Source organism: Curtobacterium sp. WHRI 8282, assembly GCF_040223925.2.
In the GTDB taxonomy this organism is placed as follows: Bacteria; Actinomycetota; Actinomycetes; order Actinomycetales; family Microbacteriaceae; genus Curtobacterium; species Curtobacterium flaccumfaciens.
On sequence record NZ_JBEHCD020000001.1, the window covers coordinates 976962 to 996104 of the forward strand.

A 19143-nucleotide genomic window follows, 5' to 3' on the forward strand; every position below is an offset into this window, starting at 1 on the left:
GGCTCAGTAGTACTCGCCCTGCCGGTAGTCCCAGCTCGTGAACGTGTCGGCGAGCAGTCCCATGATCCGGTCGACGTCGAGCCCCTTGCGGATCAGCGTCGGAGCGGGGACGACCGATCGACGTCCGTCCTGCAGCGGGATCAGGGTCCCCGTGCTGTCGACCATCGACACCATGACGCCCTGCTCGTACCGGGTCTCGGCGCTCTGCTCCGGCTGGATGGACGCGACGTAGTCGTCCGCCTCGACGATCACGTCGGCGCGCTCGGCGATGCGCTCGCCGATCCCGTCCACCACGCCACGGTTACCGGTACCCGACGGGTTGGCGGAACTCGCGAAGGCGAACCTGCCGTGCTCGGTCCAGAGCTCGCGGGCGGCGAGCTCACCGGGGACGCCGAACTTGATGACGAAGCAGGACGTCCCGCGGGTGTCCATCATGAGGTCGTCAGAGCCGTCCGTCGGCAGTGCCGCTCGACCCTCGTCGCTCCAGGGCAGGATGCACCCGAGCAGGATGTCCTCGTCCCAGCACCGCTGGTACAGGGCGTCGATCTCGGGGGTGAGCTGCGCGATGCTCCGGAGCATCTCGAGCGAGCTCACGAGCACGACGCCCGGCTTGTTGCGGTTGCGTTCCTTCGCGTCGAACTTCCGCTCCAGACCCGCGCGGTCCGAGGTCATCAGGATGTAGCCGACCTTGGTGGGGACCACCGCCAGCCCGCCGTCGTGCAGCAGGGCGTCCACCGCGCTGCGCGGCACACCGCCGGTCCAGTGCACCCGGTTCATGCTGACCTGCGTGTCGTCGTTCATGCCAGTCCTCGTCCCACTCATGAGCCAGACGATCGTCTGACAGCGGGAGCCTAGGGACGGCGTCTGAGCCGGACAAGGGCGATGGGTGCGACCTGTGGGCCTTCTCCGGAGGGTTCAGGCGGGCTCGCAGCGAGCGAGCGAGCGAGCGAGCGAGCGAACGGCCGCGGCTGGCCGGTGCCGAGCCGTGCACAACCACTGAGCCGTACACAACCAAAGTGCATCCGAGCCACGTGATCGCGTGGTTCGAGGTCACTTTGGTTGTGCGACGCCGCCGGACGCCGGCCGACGGCCGGCCGCCCGACCGCGGGCGACGGCCCGCTCACCCCACCAACGACTGCGTCCCCACCACGATCGCCAGGGCCAGCCGCTCCGCGTCCACCGACCCGGGCTCGGCCGTGTACGCCAGGATCCGCAGGTCCTCCGGCCCGACGACCAGGGTGTCGCAGTCGAGCGTGATCCGCCCGACGTCCGGGTGGTCGACCACCTTCCGGCGGGCGGTCTCGCCGAGCGCGGTCGCGCCCGAGTCCCACAGCTCGACGAACCGCGGGCTCGCCGCCCGGAGGTCCCGCACGAGCTGCTGCAGCTGGCGGTCGAGCGGGTAGCGGGCCGCGGTCATCCGGAGCCCGGCCACCAGGTTCGCCTCGAAGGCCGCCTGCTCCTCGGGCGTGTGCACGGCTCGGCTGCCGGATCCCACCAGGTGCCGCCACGCGGTGTTCCGGTCGTTCCCGCGCAGCGCCCCGATCGGCCCCATCAGTGCGTCGTACGGGGCGTTGGCGACGAGCAGGTTCCCGGCCGCGTCGAGCACCGCGACGGGGGTGTCCGCCAGTCGGTCGAGCAGCCGCTGCACGCTCGGCGGGATCCGCGACGGCACCACGTCGGCGCCGGGGACCGCGTGCCCGGCGAGCCGGTAGAGCAGCTCGCGGTCGGCATCGGCGACCCGCAGCGACCGCGCGAGCGCCTCGACGACCTGGGCGGACGGCGAGGTCGCCCGCCCCTGCTCGAGCCGGGTCAGGTAGTCGGCCGAGATCCCCGCGAGGCCGGCCAGCTCCTCACGCCGCAGACCGGTCGCGCGCCGACGCGGCCCGACGACCACGCCCGCCGCCTCGGGGGAGACGTGGTCGCGCAGCCGCCGCAGGGTGTGCCCGAAGTCCGTGTCCGCCATGTCCCCAGTCTGCGCGCGACGGGCGACCGGGTCCTGGCCCTGCCGGTCCTACGACAACCGGGCGACTCCCTGCGGTCGTCGTCCAGCGTGACGCTGGACCCATGACAACGACACTCATCACCGGGGCCACCCGCGGCCTCGGCAAGGAAACCGCCCGCCAGCTCGTCGAGGCGGGCCACACCGTCTGGATCGGCGCCCGCGACGCCGACCAGGGCGCCGCGGTCGCCGCCGAGATCGGCGCCCGCTCCGTCCAGCTCGACGTCCGCGACGACGACTCGGTCGCCGCGGCCTTCGCCCACGTCGACGCGAACGGCGGACTCGACGTGCTGGTCAACAACGCCGGCATCGCCGTCTGGGGGCAGAGCGGCCCGGACGCACTCGCCGTCTTCGACACGAACGCCGTCGGCACCATCCGCGCGACCGAGGCCGCGCTGCCGCTCCTGCGTCGCTCCGCGAACCCGATCGTGGTGAACCTGTCGAGCGCGCTCGGCTCCTTCACCGCCACCCACGACCCGTCGAAGCCCGCGTTCACCGTGCCCGCCGTGGTCTACGGCGCGTCCAAGGCCGCCGTCTCGATGCTGACGGTGCAGTACGCACGCGTCGTGCCCGAGGTGCACTTCGTCGCGATCGAGCCCGGCTACACGGCCACCGAGTTCGGTGGCATGCCGAACCCGCACGGTCGCCCCGTCGAGGTCAGCGCCGCGACGATCGCGGCCGCCGCGAGCGCGGGCCCGGAGGGCCCCACCGGCGTGTTCCTGGAGGACGGCCAGACGCTCGGGTGGTGACGTCGTGACGGCCTGGAGGCCCGTGGCGGCGCCGCCACGGGCCTCCAGGCCGACGTCCGGTCGGGTCTACAGCAGCTGGCGCGCGTTGGTGGACGCGAGGTCCAGCAGCTCGTCGCCGCGACCCGACAGCACCGTGCGGATGGCGTAGAGCGTGAAGCCCTTCGCCTGCTCGAGCGTGACCGCCGGGGGCATGGAGAGTTCCTGGCGGTTCGCGCGGACCGACACGAGCGCGGGACCGTCGTGCGCGAGCGCGGCGGCCATGGCGTCCTCGAAGTCGTCGGACACGTCGACGTGGAACCCCTTGATGCCGATCGCCTCGGCGACGGCGGCGAAGTCCGGGTTCTGCAGCTCGGTGCCGTAGTTCACGAAGCCGGCGGCCTTCATCTCGAGCTCGACGAAGTTGAGCGACGAGTTGTCGAACACGACGATCTTCACCGGCAGCTTGTTCTGCACGATCGTGATGAGCTCACCGAGGAGCATCGTCAGCCCGCCGTCACCGGCCAGGGCGATCACCTGCCGGTCCGGGAACGCCGTCTGCGCACCGATCGCCTGCGGGACGGCGTTCGCCATCGTGCCGTGCACGAACGAGCCGATCAGCCGGCGCTTGCCGTTCATGGTGAGGTAGCGCGAGGCCCAGACGACGGGGGAGCCGACGTCGGGGATGAACACGGCGTCCTCGGCGGCGAGCCGGTCGAGCACCCGGGCGACGTACTGCGGGTGCAGCGGCTTCTTCCTGCCGGCCGGCACCGCCAGGTCGTCGAGCTTCTCGCGGGTCTTGCGGTAGTGCTTGAGCGAGTCCTCGAGGTGCTTCGTCGGGTGCGAGCCGGTCAGCAGCGGGATGAGGGCGAGGGCGGTGTCCTTGACGGTGCCGACCAGCCCGATGTCGACGGGGTGCCGCCGGCCGAGCTGTGAACCGCGGATGTCGACCTGCACGTGCTTCGCCTTGGCCGGGAAGAACTGCTGGTACGGGAAGTCCGTGCCGAGCATGAGCACGACGTCGGCGTCCTCCATCGCGCGGTACCCGGACGCGAAGCCGAGCAGCCCCGTCATGCCGACGTCGTACGGGTTGTCGTACTCGATGTACTCCTTGCCACGCAGCGCGTGCACGATCGGGGCCTGCAGCCGCTCGGCCAGGGCGACGACCTCGTCGTGGGCGTCCGCGACGCCGGCTCCGGCCAGGATCGTGATCCGGTCGGCACCGTTCAGCAGGTCGGCGGTGCGCTGCAGCTCGGTCTCGCTCGGCACGATGCGCGGGGTGGCCCGCTCGATGCGGGTGGCGCGGTCGTCCTTCGCCTCGGCGAGCAGTACGTCGCCCGGGATCACGAGCACCGCGACGCCGCGCTTCTCGATCGCCTCACGCATGGCGATCTCGAGCAGGCGGGGCATCTGGACGGGGTCGGCGACGTACTCGACGTAGACGGAGCACTCGCGGAACAGCTCCTGCGGGTGCGTCTCCTGGAAGTAGCCGGAGCCGATCTCCGCCGTGGGGATGTGCGCGGCGATCGCCAGCACCGGCACCCGCGAACGGTTCGCGTCGTACAGGCCGTTGATCAGGTGCAGGTTGCCGGGCCCGCAGCTGCCGGCGCAGACGGTCAGGTCACCGGTCAGGGCGGCTTCGGCAGAGGCGGCGAACGCGGCCGCTTCCTCGTGACGGACGTGCTCCCACCGCATCGTGCCGTCCTTGCGCAGGGCGTCGGTGAAGCCGTTCAGGGAGTCCCCGGGCAGGCCGTAGACCCGGTGGATGTCGTTGGCGCGGAGGGTGGCGACGATGTTCTCGGCAACGGTTGGCATGTGCCCTGTCTACTCGCGACCGCTGCGCTGAACGCTTTCGGAGTTTTGTGAGGCTCACTCGCCCGGGGATGCCGGGGTCGTGCTGCGACGATGGCGGGATGACCGACGACGCGCCGCTCCTCCGTCCCCGCCGACGGGAGCCCGCCGCGTACGGGATCCTCGAGCGCTCGCCGTACCCGCTCGTCTCGGTGGCGATCGCCGTCATCGCGGTCGTCGTCATCACCATCGTCGGGTTCACCCTCGGCACCGTGGACCTCGGGCTGTCCAAGGCCCTCAACGCGCTGCACACCGGGTTCATCGGGGCGTTCAGCACGGCGGTCTACCACGTGATCAGTCCGGCACCGGCGATCGGGATCACGGTCGTCGTCGTCGCCGTGATCTGGTGGCGCACGCGAGACCTGCGACCGGCCCTGGCGTTCGGCGGCACCATCGCGATCACGTGGGTGCCGTCCGCGATCGTGAAGGAGATCGTGCACCGCGCCCGGCCCGACGTCGCCGTGCTGCCGCACCCGTTCCCCGTGCAGCCCGACCCCGGGTACCCGAGCGGGCACACGGTCTACATCACGGCGTTCGTGGTCGCCCTGATCTGGCTGCTCCGCGAGACCCGGTGGCACCGGCTCGCCCTGACGCTCGGGGTCGTGGCCATCGTGATCGTGTTCGTCGCGGTGTCGATCGACGCGGTCCACTACCCGACCGACGCCGCTGCCTCGATCCTGTGGGCGCTCGCCGTGGCGCCGGGGGTGCGGGTGGTGTGGGTCGACTGGCTCATGCCGCGGGTGCCGTTCCTGCGGCCGGGGCGGGGCTGACGCCGGGCGGGTTGGGTTGGGTTGGGTTGGGTCGGGGGGCTGGGGGCTGGGGCTGGGGCGGTTGACGGTGGTCTGGCCGACGCGGAACGACACTGTCGATGTCGTACGACGTCGACAGTGTCGTTCCGCGTCAGCGGGCGGTGGCGTCCCGGGTCAGCGGAGCGTGCTGGTCCGGCCGCGCGCCGCGAGCAGTGCCACGACGGCCACCACGGCGGCGGCGAGCATCACGATCGCCAGCGGCGCCGCGGTGTCCGAGCCGCCGATGCTGAAGACGAGCGGGGACACGAGCGCCGCGAGCCCGAACTGCAGGGCACCGAGCACGGCCGAGGCGCTGCCGGCGGCCGACGGCACGGCACCGAGGGCGAGTGCCGTGGCGTTGCCGAGCACCAGACCGAGCGAACCGACCGCGGTGAACAGCGGCACGGCGAGCCAGATGACCGGCGCCCCGGAGATGACGAGCAGCGCGAATGCAACGGTCAACGCGAGCACCAGCACGATGCCGAGCGACAGCACGCCCGTCACCGAACGGGTCGCGGTGAGCTTGGCGGACAGGATGCTGACGCCCATGAGCGCCAGGGCGTTCAACCCGAAGGCCAGGCCGTAGCCGACCGTGCCGAAGCCGATCATGTCCTGGTACAGGAACGGCGACGCGGAGATGTAGGCCATCATCACGGCGAACGCGAAGCCGAACACCGCGGTGTAACCGAGGAACGTGCGGGAGCGCAGGGCACGCAGGGCCGAGCCGGAGCCACGGCGTTCCGCACGCAGGGCGTCGCGGTGTTCCTTCAGGTGGGTCTCGCGGATCACGGCGAGGACCGCGATGAGCATGACGACCGACAGGCCGAGCACGATCGAGAGCAGGCCGCGCCAGCCGATCGGGCCGGTGAGCAGGCCGCCGAGCAGCGGTGCGACGACCGGGGCGACCCCGCCGACGATCATCATGAGCGAGAACGCGCGGGCGGCGGACTTGCCGGTCGCCAGGTCGGAGATGACCGCACGGCTGATCACCATGCCGGCCGCACCGCCGAGGCCCTGCAGCAGGCGGGCCGCGATCAGCACGCCGATGTTCGGCGCGAGCACCGCGGCGATGCTGGCGAGCACGCACACCGCGGCACCGGCGATGAGCGGCGGCACGCGGCCGAACCGGTCGGACAGCGGACCGAACACGAGCTGGCCCGCGGTCACGCCCACCAGGAACGCGGTGAGGGTGAGCTGGACGGCGGTGGCGCTCGCCCCGAGCTCGGTGGTCATCTGCGGGAACGCCGGCAGGTACAGGTCGGTGGCGAAGGGGGCGACGGCACTGAGCAGGCCGAGCACCAGGAGCAGCGCGGTCGTGATGCCCTGCTGCTTGGTCGTGGGTGTCGCGATCGTCGCGCGGATGGTTCCGGTGTCCGTGGTCATTGTTATGAAAGCATAACTCATTGCCGGAGATCGGTACAGTACGGTCATGCACTCCGCCGTGTCCGACCACGTCCTCGCCGAGTTCGCGGACGTCCTGCTCCGGATCGCGCGTGACATCGATCCACACGGCTCCGAGACCCTCGACATCGTGCCGCTGACCGGAACCGAAGCGCTCGTGATGCGCTGGATCAACCGCAACCCCGGCACCTCCCCCAGTGCCACCGCCGAGGCGACCGCCCTGCAGCGCAGCAACCTCAGCGTCGCACTCCGGTCCCTCGTGGCGAAGGGCATGGTCGAGCGGCGCCAGGACCCGGCGGATGCCCGGACCGTGCAGCTGCACTCGACCGCCCTGGCCCAGGAGAGCGTCGACCGGCTCTACCGGCACTGGTCCGGCAAGCTCCGGACGGCCCTCGGCGGCGACGAACGGGGTGCGGTCGAGCGCTGGAGCTGCTGCAGCGGATCGACGACGGGCTCCGCGCGGGCTAGGCGACAGCGTCCTCGGCGGCGGCGGCAGCGGCGGCTGCGTCGTTGTCGGCGGCGGCGGCGGCATCGTCCGCCGCCTCGTCCTGGATCGGCAGCAGGCGACGCGCGCCGTGCCCCTCGTCGCCCAGGGTGTCGCCCGGGTTCACGACCGAACACGCTCCGAGCGAGACGCACCCGCAGCCGATGCACTGCGTCATCTCCTGCTGCAGGCGCTCGAGCTCGAGCTGGCGGGCCCGCAGCCGCGCGCGCCACCGTTCGTTCAACCGGTTCCAGTCGCGCAGCGAGGGCATGCGGTCCGCGGGCAGCGCTTCGAACTGCTCGGCGACCTCGCTGAGCGGGATGCCGAGGCGTTTGGCCACCTGGATGATCGCGATCCGCCGTTCGACGTGCCGCGGGTACATCCGCGTCCCGCCGTCGGTGCGCTCCGGGTGGATCAGGCCCTTGCGCTCGTAGAAGTGCAGGGCCGACGCGGCGACGCCCGTGCGGCGGACGATCTCGCCGATGGGCAGCAGGTCGGTCGGCCGCGGTGCCTGGATCTCGACCATGGTGGAGATCCTACTGCTGGAAGGACTCCCAGAGCAGGAACCCGGTGAACAGCACGAACGGCGTGCAGGCGACCACGTTGAGCCAGCGGTGCTCGACGATCACCGCGGCGAACTCCCGCAGGAACGCACTCGGCACGTAGTACGCCGCCGTGCGCGCGCCGACGACCTGGGCGGGCAGATCGAGGCGACGGGCCAGGGTCGCCGCCCGCAGCACGTGGTAGTTGTTCGTGACCACGACCATCTGGCCGTCCCGACCGGCGGCCGTCTGCACGTCCCGCGAGAACCGGAGGTTCTCGCGGGTGTTCCGCGACGCGGTCTCCGCGACGACGTCGTCCGCGTCGGCACCGTGCGCCACCAGGTACTCGGCCATCGCGGTGCCCTCGGGGCGGGGTTCGTCGTCGCCCTGTCCGCCGGACGGCACGAGGAGCGGTCGGCGTCCGGCTGCCCGTTCGGCCCGGTAGACGCCGAGCGCCCGGTCGAGTCGACTCTGCAGCAGGGGCGGGACCTCGCCGTGCACGAGCCCGGAGCCGAGGACCACGATCGTGTCGGGGACGATGCCGTGCCGCGTCCGCCCGTAGACCACGGAGTACAGGGCGAACGCGACCAGCGACAGCGCGAAGTACCCGCAGACGAACACCATCAGCACGGCGATCGCGATCTTCGTGCCGTCCCACAGTGTGAAGCCCTCGCCGCTGCCCGAGACGAGCAGGGCGATGGCGACCGCCGGCAGCACGAACACCGCCACCCCGGCGGCGAGCGACAGCAGGTTGCCGACGCTGCGCCCCTCGGCCCGGAGCATCTGCAGACCGTTCGCGACCAGGGCGACCCCGAGCACCACGACGGCCAGCGGCACGAGCAGCAGCACCACCGCGACGAGCAGGCTGAACCCGGGGACCACCCTGGTGAGCACGGCCACGACCGTCGCGAGCCCGAACAGCACGGCCACCGTCAGGAACACCCCGTTGCGGAGCATCCGTGGGTCCCGTCGCCGCCCCAGGACGTACAGCACCAGGAACAGCAGGGCGAAGACGGGAGCGGCGCCCAGCCCGAGCACCGTCAACCGACCGCGCGACGGATCAGGTCGGCCACCCGTGCCTCGTCGGCCTCGGAGAACTCGGGGCTGATCGCCCACGACGTCGGCCAGAACGTGCCGTCGTCGAGCGCGGCCGAGTCCTGGAACCCGAGCGTCGCGTAGCGGGCCTTGAACTTCGCGGCGTCCTGGAAGAAGAACACCGCCTTGCCGTCCCGAGCGTAGGCGGGCATGCCGTACCAGAGCTTCGGCGCGAGCTCGGGCGCGACCTCGAGCGCGATGCGGTGGATGCGCTCCGCCAGCCCCCGGTCCGGCTGGGGCATCTCGGCGATCTTCGCCTCGACCGCAGCGGCGTCGGCCGCTGCCTTCTCGGCCTTGGTGCCCTTCGTGCCGCGGGCGCGCTTGACCTCTGCGGCGTGCTCCTGCATCGCCGCGCGCTCCTCGTCGGTGAAGGTGGTCTCGGTCTTCGTCGTCCGTGCCATCGTCGTCTCCTCGTGGTCTGGTGCACCCATCATGGGTCCGCGAAGCGAAGCATGCGAGGCCCTGGCCCGATCGAGTGCCAGGCTCGTCCCATGACCTACATCGCCAGTGACGACCGCTACGACTCGATGACGTACCGCCGGACCGGCCGCTCGGGCCTCGACCTGCCGCTGCTCTCCCTGGGGTACTGGCACAACTTCGGGGACGACATGCCCTTCGAGAACCAGCGTGCCATCAGCCGCCGGGCGTTCGACCTCGGGATCACCCACCACGACCTCGCGAACAACTACGGCCCGCCGTACGGTGCCGCCGAGGTGAACTTCGGCCGTCTGATGCGCGAGGACTTCCGGCCCTACCGCGACGAGATGGTCGTCTCGACGAAGGCCGGCTGGGACATGTGGCCGGGGCCGTACGGGCAGGGCGGTGGCTCGCGCAAGTACGTGCTCGCCTCGCTCGACCAGTCGCTGCAGCGCACGGGCCTGGACTACGTCGACGTCTTCTACTCGCACCGTCTCGACGCCTCCACCCCGCTCGAGGAGACGATGGGCGCCCTGCACACCGCGGTCCAGCAGGGCAAGGCGCTGTACGTCGGGATCTCGTCGTACGACGCCGAGCGCAGCCGGCAGGCGGCCGAGATCCTCCGCGACCTCGGCACGCCGCTCCTCATCCACCAGCCCTCGTACTCGATGCTCAACCGCTGGATCGAGACCGAGGGGCTGCTCGACGCCGCCGGCGAGCTCGGCTTCGGCGTCATCGGCTTCACCGCGCTGGCGCAGGGGCTGCTGACCGGCAAGTACCTGAACGGTGTGCCCGAGGACTCCCGCGCGGCAGCGGGCAAGTCCCTCGACGCGTCGAGCATCACGCCCGAGGTCGTCGAGCACCTCCGTGCCCTGAACGACGTCGCGGCCGCGCGCGGACAGTCCCTCGCGCAGCTCGCCCTCGCCTGGGCGCTCCGGGACGAGCGGGTGACCTCGCTCGTGATCGGCGCCTCGCGGGTGTCACAGCTCGAGGACAACGTCGCCGCGCTGTCGAACACCTCGTTCACCGACGAGGAGCTCCGCGTCATCGACGAGCACTCCGTCGGCATCACGGATGTCGACCTGTGGGCGGGAGCCCGCGCGGGCGAGGTCTCCTGACCCGAGCGCCACGCCGCAGCAGTCCCTCGGCCGGGCGCATCTCGTCGCTCGACCGGCCCGCGAGTGGTCACGACACGTCGCGGGTCGCGTGCCGTCCGGTCACGAACTGTCGGCTGGCGGCGCCGCAGGCGACGGTCTGCGACCGCACCGCGGGGCGCGGGCGGGGTGTCGTGACCGGTGCGGGGTCCTGGGCGCGCGGTGCGGCGGCCGGGAGGCCCGGGGCACCCCGCCACGCGCCTCCCGTCCGTCGTCCGGTCGCGTCGTGTCGCGTGGTCGGCCCCCGCCGGCCGGTCAGGACACGTCGCGGGTCGCGTGCCGACCGGTCACGAACTGTCGGCTGGCGGCGCCGCAGGCGACGGTCTGCGACCGCACCACGGGACGGCGGGCGGGGTGTCGTGACCGGTGCGGGGCCGTGGGCGCGCGGTGCGGCGGCCTGGAGGCGCGGGGTACGCCGCCACGCGCCTCCCGTCCGTCGTCCGGTCGCGTCGTGTCGCGTGGTCGGCCCCCGCCGGCCGGTCAGGACACGTCGCGGGTCGCGTGCCGACCGGTCACGAACTGTCGGCTGGCGGCGCCGCAGGCGACGGTCTGCGACCGCACCGCGGACGGCGGGCGGGGTGTCGTGACCGGTGCGGGGCCGTGGGCGCGCGGTGCGGCGGCCGGGAGGCGCGGGGTACGCCGCCACGCGCCTCCCGTCCGTCGTCCGGTCGCGTCGTGTCGCGTGGTCGGCCCGCGCCGAGTGGTCGCGACACGTCGCGCATCGCGTGCCGACCGGTCACGAACTGTCGGCTGGCGGCGCCGCAGGCGACGGTCTGCGACCGCACCACGGCTGACCGGCGGGACGGCGCCCGGAGCGAACTCCTCCGGTGCGCGGTGGCCGATTGGTACCATCGACAGCGTTCGACAACACGCAGTGTGTATCTACCGGCCGCCGGCTCCCCGGCGGACAACGGCGGCACCCGATGGGTCCGCCGCCACCGAACCGGGCGGGCCGAGAAGGCACACCCCAATGCTCCAGACCCGCTCCACCGGCGACACCCCCGCCACCGGCGACACCCCCGCCACCGGCGACGCCCCGCCCGCTCCGGACCGCTCGCTCGTCTCCCTCGCCGGACGCTGGTACTTCCCCGTGGCGTTCATCGCCCGGCTCCCGTTCGCGATGATGGTGGTCGGCGTCCTGACCCTCGTCGTCGCCGCCCGTGACTCCGTCGCCCTCGGTGGCATCAACTCCGCCGCCGTCGGCATCGGCTCCGCGATCTTCGGCCCGATGGTCGGGGCCGCGGCGGACCGCTTCGGCCAGCGCGCGGTGCTCGTTCCCGTCGGCCTGGTGAACGCGGCGCTGCTCGGGCTCTTCCCGTTCGTCGTCAGCGGCACCGCGCCCGACCTCGCCGTCCTCGCGGTCGCGTTCTGCATCGGCGCCTCGGCACCGCAGGTCGCCCCGATGTCCCGCACGCGGCTCGTCGCGATCATCCGGCAGCGCATGGCCCCGGCGCGGCGCGAGAAGACCCTCAGCGGCACCATGGCCTACGAGTCCGCCGCCGACGAGACCGTGTTCATCATCGGCCCGTTCCTGGTCGGCATCCTCGCCAGCGCGATCGCCCCGTGGGTGGCCGTCGCCGGCGCCTCGGTCCTGACGTTCGTGTTCGTGACGGCGTTCGCGCTGCACCCGACCGGCAAGCTCGTGGTCGGCCAGCACGCGGAGTCGACGCAGGCACCCGCGCGGCAGCTCCTGCGTCCGCGGCTCGTCGTCGTGGTCGTCGGCATCCTCGGCATCGGGCTGTTCTTCGGCTCGACGCTCACCTCGCTGACGGCGTTCATGGAGACCCACGGCGAGGCCTCGCAGGCCGGCCTGCTCTACGGCCTGATGGGCATCGGGTCCGCCGGGCTGGCACTCGGCTCGGCGGCGTTCCCACGGGCCTTCGGCCTCGGCTGGCGCTGGCTCGTCTTCGGCGTGGTGCTCCTCGCCGGTGCGGTCGCGTTCGCCAGCGCCGACTCCGTCGTCGCCGCGGGCGTCGTCCTCGCGGTCATGGGCATCGGGATCGGACCCACCCTGGTCGCCCAGTACAGCCTCGGCTCGGACCGGTCACCCGTCGGTCGCTCCGCCACCACCATGACGATCCTCGGGTCCGCCGTCATCGTCGGCCAGTCGATCGCCTCCGCCATCACCGGTGACGTCGCCGAGCACCACGGCACCGCCGCAGCGATGCTGCTGCCGGCGGCCTCCGCCGCGATCGTGGTGGTCGCCGCGGTCCTCAACCTGCTGCTCCCGCGTCGGGTCGCGACCGCCTGACCGCGAACGTGAGCGCCTGACGGATCGGAGGCCCGTGGCGACGCCGCCACGGGCCTCCGATCCGGCAGATCGGTGCGTCAGGACTCCGTGTCGTCGACGAGCAGGTCCTCGTGCCGGTAGTCGTCGGCGCGCAGGCCGGCGCGGGCGATCATGTGCGTCGACACGGGCACCAGGAACAGCTGGAACACCATGATCGGCAGGACGACCCAGAACGCCGTCCACGTCCACACCGCGACGACGATGGCGGCCAGCGCGAGTGCGAGCCCGAGCACCTGCGGCTTCGCCATCGCGTGCAGACGGACGAGCGGGTCCGGGAACCGGACGATGCCGACCCCGGCGCCGAGCGACAGCAGCGACCCGACGAGCAGCAGCCCGATGGCGATCCAGGCGCGGATGCCGGCGTCGTCGACGAACGACTCGATGATCTCGATCACGACTGGTCCTCCTCGGCGCGCTCGGGGGTGGTGACGGTCAGTCCCTCGTCGGACGGGTCCGCCGAGGGTGTGACGGCCCGGGCCACGGCGACCGTGGCGAACACGCTCGTCGCCGAGATCACCACGAGCACGGGGATGCCGGTCAGGTCCTGGCGGATGACCATCGCGGCGGCGATCACCACGAGCACGGTGGTCAGCACCATGTCCGAGCCGATCATGCGGTCGAGGATGGTCGGGCCGCGCACGATCCGGAACACCGCGAGGGCGAACGTCGCCCCGAGGAGCGCGAGCACGAGCGCGACGGCGATGCCCATCACGACGACGGCGGGGCTCACCGGGTCACCGCCGGCAGCGGCTCGGACAGCTCGGAGACGTCCTGCTTGGATCCCAGTGCACGGATGACCATGGCCTCGATCCGGAGTGCGACGCGGCGTTCGTCCTCGACCTGCTCCGGGCGCTCGGTGTCGAGCACGTGGAGCAGCAGGCGACGGCGCCGCAGGTCCACGTCGGCGACGTACGAGCCGGGCACGAGCGAGATCGCGAGCGTGGCCAGCGTGAAGGTCATCTCTGACGTGGAGTGCAGCTGCACGAGCGTGATCGAGCTGCGCCGCACACCGCGGGGACGGAACGCGACCCACGCGACCCGGAAGGACGCCACGACGACGAGCCCGGACCAGACCACCAGGAACCGCAGCACGTGCACGATCGAGAACCGTGCGGACAGCGGGACCGGCGGGAGCGGCAGCGCCTGGGTGACGAGGAGCGCCACGACGATGCCGCACAGCAGCGTCAGCGGGGTCCACGACCCCCAGAGCAGCGCCCAGAGCACGGTGAGTCCCGCGACGAGGGGCACGTCGTAGCGCCACGCCAGCGCGATCCGCCTGGCGTTGGAGATGCGGCGGACGTCGGTCATCGCTCACCTCCGAGCACGGCCTGCACGTAGCGGTCGGGCGACTCCAGCGACTCCGCTGCGCGGGTCGCGTAGCCGTAGAGCGGGCCGGCGACGACGGTCAGCGCGACGGACCCGAGCACCGCGATCGTCGTGACCCCGACGAGCATGCGCGGCAGGCGCACCTTCTCGGGAGCCTCGCCGACCGCCTCGGTCGCGCCGGTGGTCGGACTGGAGGCGGTGGCTGCGTGCGGTGCGTCGGTGACCGTCACCGAGCCTCCCGGGTGGTAGGCCTCGCCCGTCTCCTCGGAGACGGTGAGGGGAGCCGGTTCCGGCGACCGCAGGTGGGCGTGCGGTTCTGCGCTCGTCGCGTGCGGGGCGGCGGCCTCGGCCGCCGGCTTCGGCCGCCAGAAGGCGGCGTCCCAGACCCGCATGAGCGCGTAGAGGGTGAGCAGCGAGGTGACCACACCGGCGCCGATGGTGACGTACGCCATCGGGGAACCGTCCTCGGCGGCGGCGCGGAACAGGCCGAGCTTGCCGATGAAGCCGGAGAACGGCGGGATCCCGCCCAGGTTGAACGCGGGGATCAGGTACAGGGCGGCCAGCAGCGGTGCGGCCTTCAGCAGTCCGCCGAGCGACCGGGTCGAGGTCGTCCCGCCGACACGTTCCATCAGGCCTGACACCAGGAACAGCGTGGTCTGCACGACGATGTGGTGCACCGTGTAGAACACCGCGGCCGCCGTCCCCGCGACGGTGCCGAGTCCGACGCCCATCACCATGAAGCCGATGTGGCTGATCAGCGTGAAGGACAGCAGCCGTTTCACGTCGGTCTGCGACACCGCGCCGAGCACCCCGACCACCATCGTCAGTGCGGCGACGACGAGCAGCACCTCGTTGAGTTGTGGTCGCGGGAAGATCACCGTCTCGAGCCGGATGATCGCGTAGATGCCGACCTTGGTCAGCAGGCCCGCGAAGACCGCGGTGACCGGCGCCGGGGCCGTCGGGTACGAGTCCGGCAGCCAGAACGCCAGCGGGAACACGGCCGCCTTGATGCCGAACCCGATCAGCAGCATCGTGTGCAGGAGCAGCTGGACGTGCTCCGGCAGGTCGGCGACGCGCTCGCTGATCTGGGCGATGTTCACCGTGCCGGTGGCGCCGTAGACCAGACCGATGGCGGCGAGGAAGATCGCCGACGCGATCAGGCTCGTGACGATGTACGTCGTGCCGGCCCGGACGCGCTGTTCGCTGCCGCCCAGCGTGATGAGCACGTAGCTCGCCACCAGCAGCATCTCGAACGCGACGTACAGGTTGAACAGGTCGCCCGCGATGAACGAGTCGAGCACGCCGGCGGCGAGCACCAGGTACGTCGGGTAGAAGATCGTGACCGGGGCGTCCTCGTCGTCGGCGGCCAGACCCTGGCCGATCGAGAACAGCAGGACGAGCAGCAGGACGCTCGCACTGACGGTGAGCAGCAGGGCGCTCAGCCGGTCGACGACGAGCGAGATGCCGTACGGGGCGTCCCAGCCGCCGACCTGCACCACGATCGTGCCGTGCCGGTCGACCAGGACCATGAGCGTGGCGGCCACGGCCAGGGCCACGACGAGCACCACGACGGTGATCGCACGCTGGAGCTTCTGGTGGCGGAGGAGTCCGAGCGCGACCGCGGCACCGAGCAGCGGGACGAGGACGAGGAGCGGGACGAGCCAGGTCATCGGGTCGCCTCCTGTTCTGCGTCGGTGGTGGTCTCCGGGTCCTCGTCGGCCGGCTCGTCACGGTCACGGCCGATCGCGGCGTCGGCCTCGTCGACCTCGACCTCGTCGGCGCGGGACAGCTGCCACGACCGGTGGATCAGGGCCAGCAGGAACGCGCTCACGGCGAAGGTGATCACGATCGCGGTCAGGGCGAACGCCTGGGGGAGCGGATCGGTGATGCCCTCGGCGCTCTTGCCGATCGGCGGGTCGCCCGCGGCGCCGGACATCACCAGCAGCAGCAGGTTGAGCGAGTTGCCGAGCAGCAGGAAGCCGAGGAGCATCCGGGTCAGGGAGCGTTCGAGTAGCAGGTAGACGCCGCACGAGAACAGCACCGCCATGGCGATCACGAGGACGAGGGTGACGGTCATGTGGCGCTCCCTTCCGGGGTGGGGGCATCGAGGGTGTCGCTGACGGACCCCTCGGTGGTGTCGCGGGTCGGGGTCGAGGCGTCCTCGAGGCGCTGTCGGTCGACCTCGGCGCCGAGGCTGCGGAGGACGTCGAGCACCAGGCCGACGACGACCAGGTACACGCCGATGTCGAAGAACGTGGCGGTGACGAACTCGACGTGTCCGAGGATCGGGACGGTGGCCTCGAAGAACTCGGAGTACAGGGCTTCGCGACCGAAGAACAGCGGCACGATCGCCGTGACGGCGGCCGTCGCGACCCCCAGACCGAGCAGGCGACCGGCGCGCACCGGGGCCGCGGCGCCGAGTTCGGCCGGGCCGCCGGCCAGGTAGCGGGCCGCGAGGGCGATGCCGGCGACCAGACCGCCGGCGAACCCGCCGCCGGCCGAGTTGTGGCCGGCGAACAGCAGGTAGAGCGACAGCACGATCAGGCCGTGGAACAGCAGTCGGACGACCACGTCGAGCAGGGCCGAGCGGCCGGTCGGGATCGCGGCGCTCGTCGGCAGCCAGGCGCGGGGCTCACCGTCGGTGCGCTCGCCGTTCGCGGTCAGGGTCTCCGGCAGGTCGCGCAGCCGGGGCAACGTGTCCTCGCGCGAGTTCACGAAGATCAGGCTCGCGACGCCGGTGGCCGCGGCGACCACGACGGTGAGCTCACCGAGGGTGTCCCAGCCGCGCAGGTCGACGAGGGCGACGTTCACGACGTTCAGACCGTGCCCGAACGAGCTCGTCAGCGCGGGCAGGTCGGGCCAGAGGGGGCGGGCCGTGCGGGCGGAGGCGGCCACCACGACGACGATCGCCAGTGTCAGCCCCGCCAGACCGGCGAAGAGTGCCCGCACGACCCGGAACCGCGACGGGTTGGTCGTGGCGATGCGCGGGGGCAGCCGTCGGAGGACCAGGACGAACGCGATCAGGGTGACCGTCTCGACCACGAGCTGCGTCAGGGCGAGGTCGACGGCGCCGTGCAGGACGAACAGCACCGAGAGGCCGTAGCCCGTGACGCCGACCAGCACCGCGGCGGCGAACCGGGTCTTCGCCGTGAGCACCGCGATGCCGGCGATCGACATCACGATCATCACCGGGATCTGGCCCCACGAGTCGGCGAACCGGACGTGGAACTCCCACGGCCCGCCGAGCACGAGGTTGGCGAGCGCCCCGGCGACGAACACCGACAGGATCACCGTCAGGTAGTAGGGGAGCGAGCCGCGCTGCAGGCTCGCGGTGAGTCCGGTCGCTCCGCGGTCGAGCAGTCGCATGCCGTGCCGGTACGTGCCCGCGGCGCTCGGGAACCCGGCGAGCTGGTGCTGGAGTGCCTCGACCGGACGTCGGAGGGCGAACAGCGCGAGACCGCCGACCAGGGTGACGGCCGAGATGCCGAGCGCCGGTTCGAGGCCGTGCCAGAGTGCGAGGTGGGGGACTTCCTCGCCGGGGAGCGAGGCCACCGTCGCCGCGGGCTCGATGCCGTGCGCGACGACCGGGGTCAGCAGGCCGTGGGCCACACCGGTCAGTGCCAGGATCGACGGCACCACACCCAGGCCGTGCAGGGCGTGCGGTTCCGTCTGGGCGACGTCGGGCTTGCGGGCGAACGCTCCCCAGAAGAAGCGGAGCGAGTAGGCCACGGTGAGCACCGAGCCGAGTGTCACTCCGACGAAGGCGAACCAGGCCCAGCCGGCGTCGGGACCGTGCAGCGACTCGGTGAAGCCGGTCAGCACGGCTTCCTTCGCGACGAAGCCGATCGTCGGCGGGATGCCGGCCATCGACACGAGCGCGAGTGCGGCCACGACGGCCAGCCACGGTGCCTTCCGGCCGAGGCCGCTCAGGCGCCCGAGGTCGCGGGTGCCGGTGGTGTGGTCGATCGCACCGACCACCAGGAAGAGCGTGGACTTGAACGCGGCGTGCGCCACGAGCAGGGCGACCCCGCCGAGCGCCACGGCGGGCGCGCCCCACCCGGCGGCGAGCACCAGGAACCCGAGCTGCGCGACGGTGCCGTAGGCGAGCAGGAGCTTGAGGTCGGTCTGCCGCAGCGCCCGGTAGCCACCGATGAGCATCCCGAGGACACCGAGGACGGTGATCGTCTCGCGCCAGCCGTCGAGCAGTGCGAACGCCGGGGCGAGCCGGGCCACGAGGTAGATGCCGGCCTTCACCATCGCTGCGGCGTGCAGGTACGCGCTGACCGGGGTGGGTGCGGCCATCGCGGCGGGGAGCCAGAAGTGGAACGGCACGATCGCCGACTTCGTCAGCGCGCCGAGCAGGACGAGGACCACCGAGACGGTGACGATCGGCCCGGTCGGCGGGGCGGCGATGATGCCGGAGAGCGAGGTCGTGCCCGCCGCGACCGACAGCATGACCAGACCGGCGAGCATCGCCAGACCGCCGGCGGTGGTGACGACGAGGGCCTGCATCGCGGCCGCACGGCTCGCACGCTTGTCGGCGTCGTGTCCGATGAGCAGGTAGGAGAAGACCGTGGTGGCCTCCCACAGGACGAAGAGCACGATGACGTCGTCGGCGAGGACGAGCCCGAACATCGACCCGGCGAACGCGGTCAGCACGCCCGCGAACCGGCCGATCCCCGGTTCGTCGCGCCCGAAGTACGAGGCGCAGTAGACGAGCACGAGGGCCCCGACGATCGACACCACGAGCGCGAGCACCCACGACAGGGCGTCCATCCGCAGCGTGACGTCGAGGTCGAGCTGGGGGACCCACCGGTGCCATTCGACGACGCTGCCGTGCAGGGCGGCGTCGGTCTGGGCGATCGTCAGCACCGCCGCCGCGGCGGGGGCGAGGGCCGCGACGTAGAACACGCGGCGGCCGAGGACGGGGGTCAGGGCGGGGACGATCAGGGCGACGATCGCGAACGCGACGAGGACGAGGACCATCGGGCACCTCCTCGGGGTCGGGCTGCAGTCCGGCTCACTGGGCCCTCACAGCCTACGGAGGAGGCCATGTGGAGAACCTGTGCGG

At 72.0% G+C, this 19143-nt stretch carries 17 protein-coding genes and 1 pseudogene; 5 read left to right on the forward strand and 13 right to left on the reverse strand.

What is annotated here, in order from left to right:
- Positions 1 to 3 precede the first annotated feature (3 nt).
- Both ABRP24_RS04805 and ABRP24_RS04810 read right to left on the reverse strand, forming a co-directional pair.
- Entirely contained in the window at positions 4 to 801 is a 798-nt protein-coding gene (locus tag ABRP24_RS04805) for a Sua5/YciO/YrdC/YwlC family protein (protein WP_349847390.1), read from the reverse strand.
- A 319-nt stretch (positions 802 to 1120) separates the two neighbouring features.
- Complete coding sequence (locus ABRP24_RS04810) at positions 1121 to 1963, reverse strand: helix-turn-helix transcriptional regulator (RefSeq protein WP_349847388.1); 843 nt, start codon at positions 1961 to 1963, stop codon at positions 1121 to 1123.
- A 101-nt stretch (positions 1964 to 2064) separates the two neighbouring features.
- Here ABRP24_RS04810 and ABRP24_RS04815 point away from each other — a divergent pair, with 101 nt between their 5' ends.
- The gene (locus ABRP24_RS04815) at positions 2065 to 2748 is read left to right on the forward strand and encodes an SDR family NAD(P)-dependent oxidoreductase (RefSeq protein ID WP_071245800.1); all 684 of its coding nucleotides are present in this window, start codon (positions 2065 to 2067) and stop codon (positions 2746 to 2748) included.
- A gap of 66 nt (positions 2749 to 2814) precedes the next feature.
- Here ABRP24_RS04815 and poxB read toward each other — a convergent pair whose 3' ends face one another.
- Entirely contained in the window at positions 2815 to 4539 is a 1725-nt protein-coding gene (gene poxB / locus ABRP24_RS04820; RefSeq protein WP_027467199.1) for a ubiquinone-dependent pyruvate dehydrogenase, read from the reverse strand.
- A gap of 98 nt (positions 4540 to 4637) precedes the next feature.
- Here poxB and ABRP24_RS04825 point away from each other — a divergent pair, with 98 nt between their 5' ends.
- Positions 4638 to 5345: a phosphatase PAP2 family protein gene (locus ABRP24_RS04825; protein ID WP_214527144.1), complete on the forward strand. Its 708-nt coding sequence runs from the start codon at positions 4638 to 4640 to the stop codon at positions 5343 to 5345.
- Between the two features lie 153 nt (positions 5346 to 5498).
- Here ABRP24_RS04825 and ABRP24_RS04830 read toward each other — a convergent pair whose 3' ends face one another.
- Positions 5499 to 6746: a multidrug effflux MFS transporter gene (locus ABRP24_RS04830; protein ID WP_371836713.1), complete on the reverse strand. Its 1248-nt coding sequence runs from the start codon at positions 6744 to 6746 to the stop codon at positions 5499 to 5501.
- Positions 6747 to 6924: 178 nt separating this feature from the next.
- Between ABRP24_RS04830 and ABRP24_RS04835 the strand changes: the two are divergent.
- Positions 6925 to 7035, forward strand: a pseudogene (locus ABRP24_RS04835) (MarR family transcriptional regulator); the annotation flags it as partial.
- A gap of 193 nt (positions 7036 to 7228) precedes the next feature.
- Here ABRP24_RS04835 and soxR read toward each other — a convergent pair.
- From soxR to ABRP24_RS04850, 3 genes are read right to left on the reverse strand one after another with little or no spacing between them, the layout of a single operon-like run.
- Positions 7229 to 7774: a redox-sensitive transcriptional activator SoxR gene (gene soxR / locus ABRP24_RS04840; RefSeq protein WP_349847384.1), complete on the reverse strand. Its 546-nt coding sequence runs from the start codon at positions 7772 to 7774 to the stop codon at positions 7229 to 7231.
- A gap of 10 nt (positions 7775 to 7784) precedes the next feature.
- Positions 7785 to 8828: a YdcF family protein gene (locus ABRP24_RS04845; RefSeq protein WP_349847382.1), complete on the reverse strand. Its 1044-nt coding sequence runs from the start codon at positions 8826 to 8828 to the stop codon at positions 7785 to 7787.
- 2 nt (positions 8829 to 8830) lie between these two features.
- A complete protein-coding gene (locus ABRP24_RS04850; protein ID WP_196783353.1) occupies positions 8831 to 9286 on the reverse strand; it encodes an iron chaperone in 456 nt (151 codons plus the stop codon).
- Positions 9287 to 9376: 90 nt separating this feature from the next.
- Between ABRP24_RS04850 and mgrA the strand changes: the two genes are divergently transcribed.
- A complete protein-coding gene (mgrA, locus tag ABRP24_RS04855) occupies positions 9377 to 10420 on the forward strand; it encodes an L-glyceraldehyde 3-phosphate reductase (protein ID WP_111047715.1) in 1044 nt (347 codons plus the stop codon).
- A gap of 1006 nt (positions 10421 to 11426) precedes the next feature.
- Positions 11427 to 12707 carry an MFS transporter gene (locus ABRP24_RS04860; RefSeq protein ID WP_259411406.1) on the forward strand — a complete coding sequence of 427 codons (1281 nt, stop codon included), beginning with the start codon at positions 11427 to 11429 and terminating at the stop codon, positions 12705 to 12707.
- Between the two features lie 77 nt (positions 12708 to 12784).
- Here ABRP24_RS04860 and mnhG read toward each other — a convergent pair whose 3' ends face one another.
- The 6 genes from mnhG to ABRP24_RS04890 are packed head-to-tail and all read right to left on the reverse strand — an operon-like array spanning position 12785 to position 19058.
- A complete protein-coding gene (gene mnhG, locus ABRP24_RS04865) occupies positions 12785 to 13141 on the reverse strand; it encodes a monovalent cation/H(+) antiporter subunit G (RefSeq protein WP_071245814.1) in 357 nt (118 codons plus the stop codon).
- A complete protein-coding gene (locus ABRP24_RS04870) occupies positions 13138 to 13476 on the reverse strand; it encodes a hypothetical protein (protein WP_051597118.1) in 339 nt (112 codons plus the stop codon). The genes mnhG and ABRP24_RS04870 overlap by 4 nt, the downstream gene beginning before the upstream one ends.
- Positions 13473 to 14054 (reverse strand): Na+/H+ antiporter subunit E, encoded by a 582-nt coding sequence (locus tag ABRP24_RS04875; RefSeq protein WP_214526901.1) that lies wholly within the window; start codon positions 14052 to 14054, stop codon positions 13473 to 13475. Before ABRP24_RS04875 ends, ABRP24_RS04870 begins: the two co-directional genes overlap by 4 nt.
- On the reverse strand, positions 14051 to 15742 hold the full coding sequence (locus ABRP24_RS04880; RefSeq protein ID WP_027467192.1) for a Na+/H+ antiporter subunit D: 1692 nt from the start codon (positions 15740 to 15742) through the stop codon (positions 14051 to 14053). Before ABRP24_RS04880 ends, ABRP24_RS04875 begins: the two co-directional genes overlap by 4 nt.
- Positions 15739 to 16149 carry a Na(+)/H(+) antiporter subunit C gene (locus ABRP24_RS04885; protein ID WP_017887553.1) on the reverse strand — a complete coding sequence of 137 codons (411 nt, stop codon included), beginning with the start codon at positions 16147 to 16149 and terminating at the stop codon, positions 15739 to 15741. The genes ABRP24_RS04880 and ABRP24_RS04885 overlap by 4 nt, the downstream gene beginning before the upstream one ends.
- On the reverse strand, positions 16146 to 19058 hold the full coding sequence (locus ABRP24_RS04890) for a Na+/H+ antiporter subunit A (RefSeq protein ID WP_349847376.1): 2913 nt from the start codon (positions 19056 to 19058) through the stop codon (positions 16146 to 16148). The genes ABRP24_RS04885 and ABRP24_RS04890 overlap by 4 nt, the downstream gene beginning before the upstream one ends.
- Between the last annotated feature and the right edge of the window lie 85 nt (positions 19059 to 19143).

What these genes read in the sequence shown, in the direction of transcription:
- ABRP24_RS04805 (WP_349847390.1), bottom strand. Translation starts at nt 801, where the DNA reads ATGAACGACGACACGCAGGTCAGCATGAACCGGGTGCACTGGACCGGC.
- ABRP24_RS04810 (WP_349847388.1), bottom strand. Translation starts at nt 1,963, where the DNA reads ATGGCGGACACGGACTTCGGGCACACCCTGCGGCGGCTGCGCGACCAC.
- ABRP24_RS04815 (WP_071245800.1), top strand. Translation starts at nt 2,065, where the DNA reads ATGACAACGACACTCATCACCGGGGCCACCCGCGGCCTCGGCAAGGAA.
- poxB (WP_027467199.1), bottom strand. Translation starts at nt 4,539, where the DNA reads ATGCCAACCGTTGCCGAGAACATCGTCGCCACCCTCCGCGCCAACGAC.
- ABRP24_RS04825 (WP_214527144.1), top strand. Translation starts at nt 4,638, where the DNA reads ATGACCGACGACGCGCCGCTCCTCCGTCCCCGCCGACGGGAGCCCGCC.
- ABRP24_RS04830 (WP_371836713.1), bottom strand. Translation starts at nt 6,746, where the DNA reads ATGACCACGGACACCGGAACCATCCGCGCGACGATCGCGACACCCACG.
- soxR (WP_349847384.1), bottom strand. Translation starts at nt 7,774, where the DNA reads ATGGTCGAGATCCAGGCACCGCGGCCGACCGACCTGCTGCCCATCGGC.
- ABRP24_RS04850 (WP_196783353.1), bottom strand. Translation starts at nt 9,286, where the DNA reads ATGGCACGGACGACGAAGACCGAGACCACCTTCACCGACGAGGAGCGC.
- mgrA (WP_111047715.1), top strand. Translation starts at nt 9,377, where the DNA reads ATGACCTACATCGCCAGTGACGACCGCTACGACTCGATGACGTACCGC.
- ABRP24_RS04860 (WP_259411406.1), top strand. Translation starts at nt 11,427, where the DNA reads ATGCTCCAGACCCGCTCCACCGGCGACACCCCCGCCACCGGCGACACC.
- ABRP24_RS04875 (WP_214526901.1), bottom strand. Translation starts at nt 14,054, where the DNA reads ATGACCGACGTCCGCCGCATCTCCAACGCCAGGCGGATCGCGCTGGCG.
- ABRP24_RS04880 (WP_027467192.1), bottom strand. Translation starts at nt 15,742, where the DNA reads ATGACCTGGCTCGTCCCGCTCCTCGTCCTCGTCCCGCTGCTCGGTGCC.
- ABRP24_RS04885 (WP_017887553.1), bottom strand. Translation starts at nt 16,149, where the DNA reads ATGACCGTCACCCTCGTCCTCGTGATCGCCATGGCGGTGCTGTTCTCG.
- ABRP24_RS04890 (WP_349847376.1), bottom strand. Translation starts at nt 19,058, where the DNA reads ATGGTCCTCGTCCTCGTCGCGTTCGCGATCGTCGCCCTGATCGTCCCC.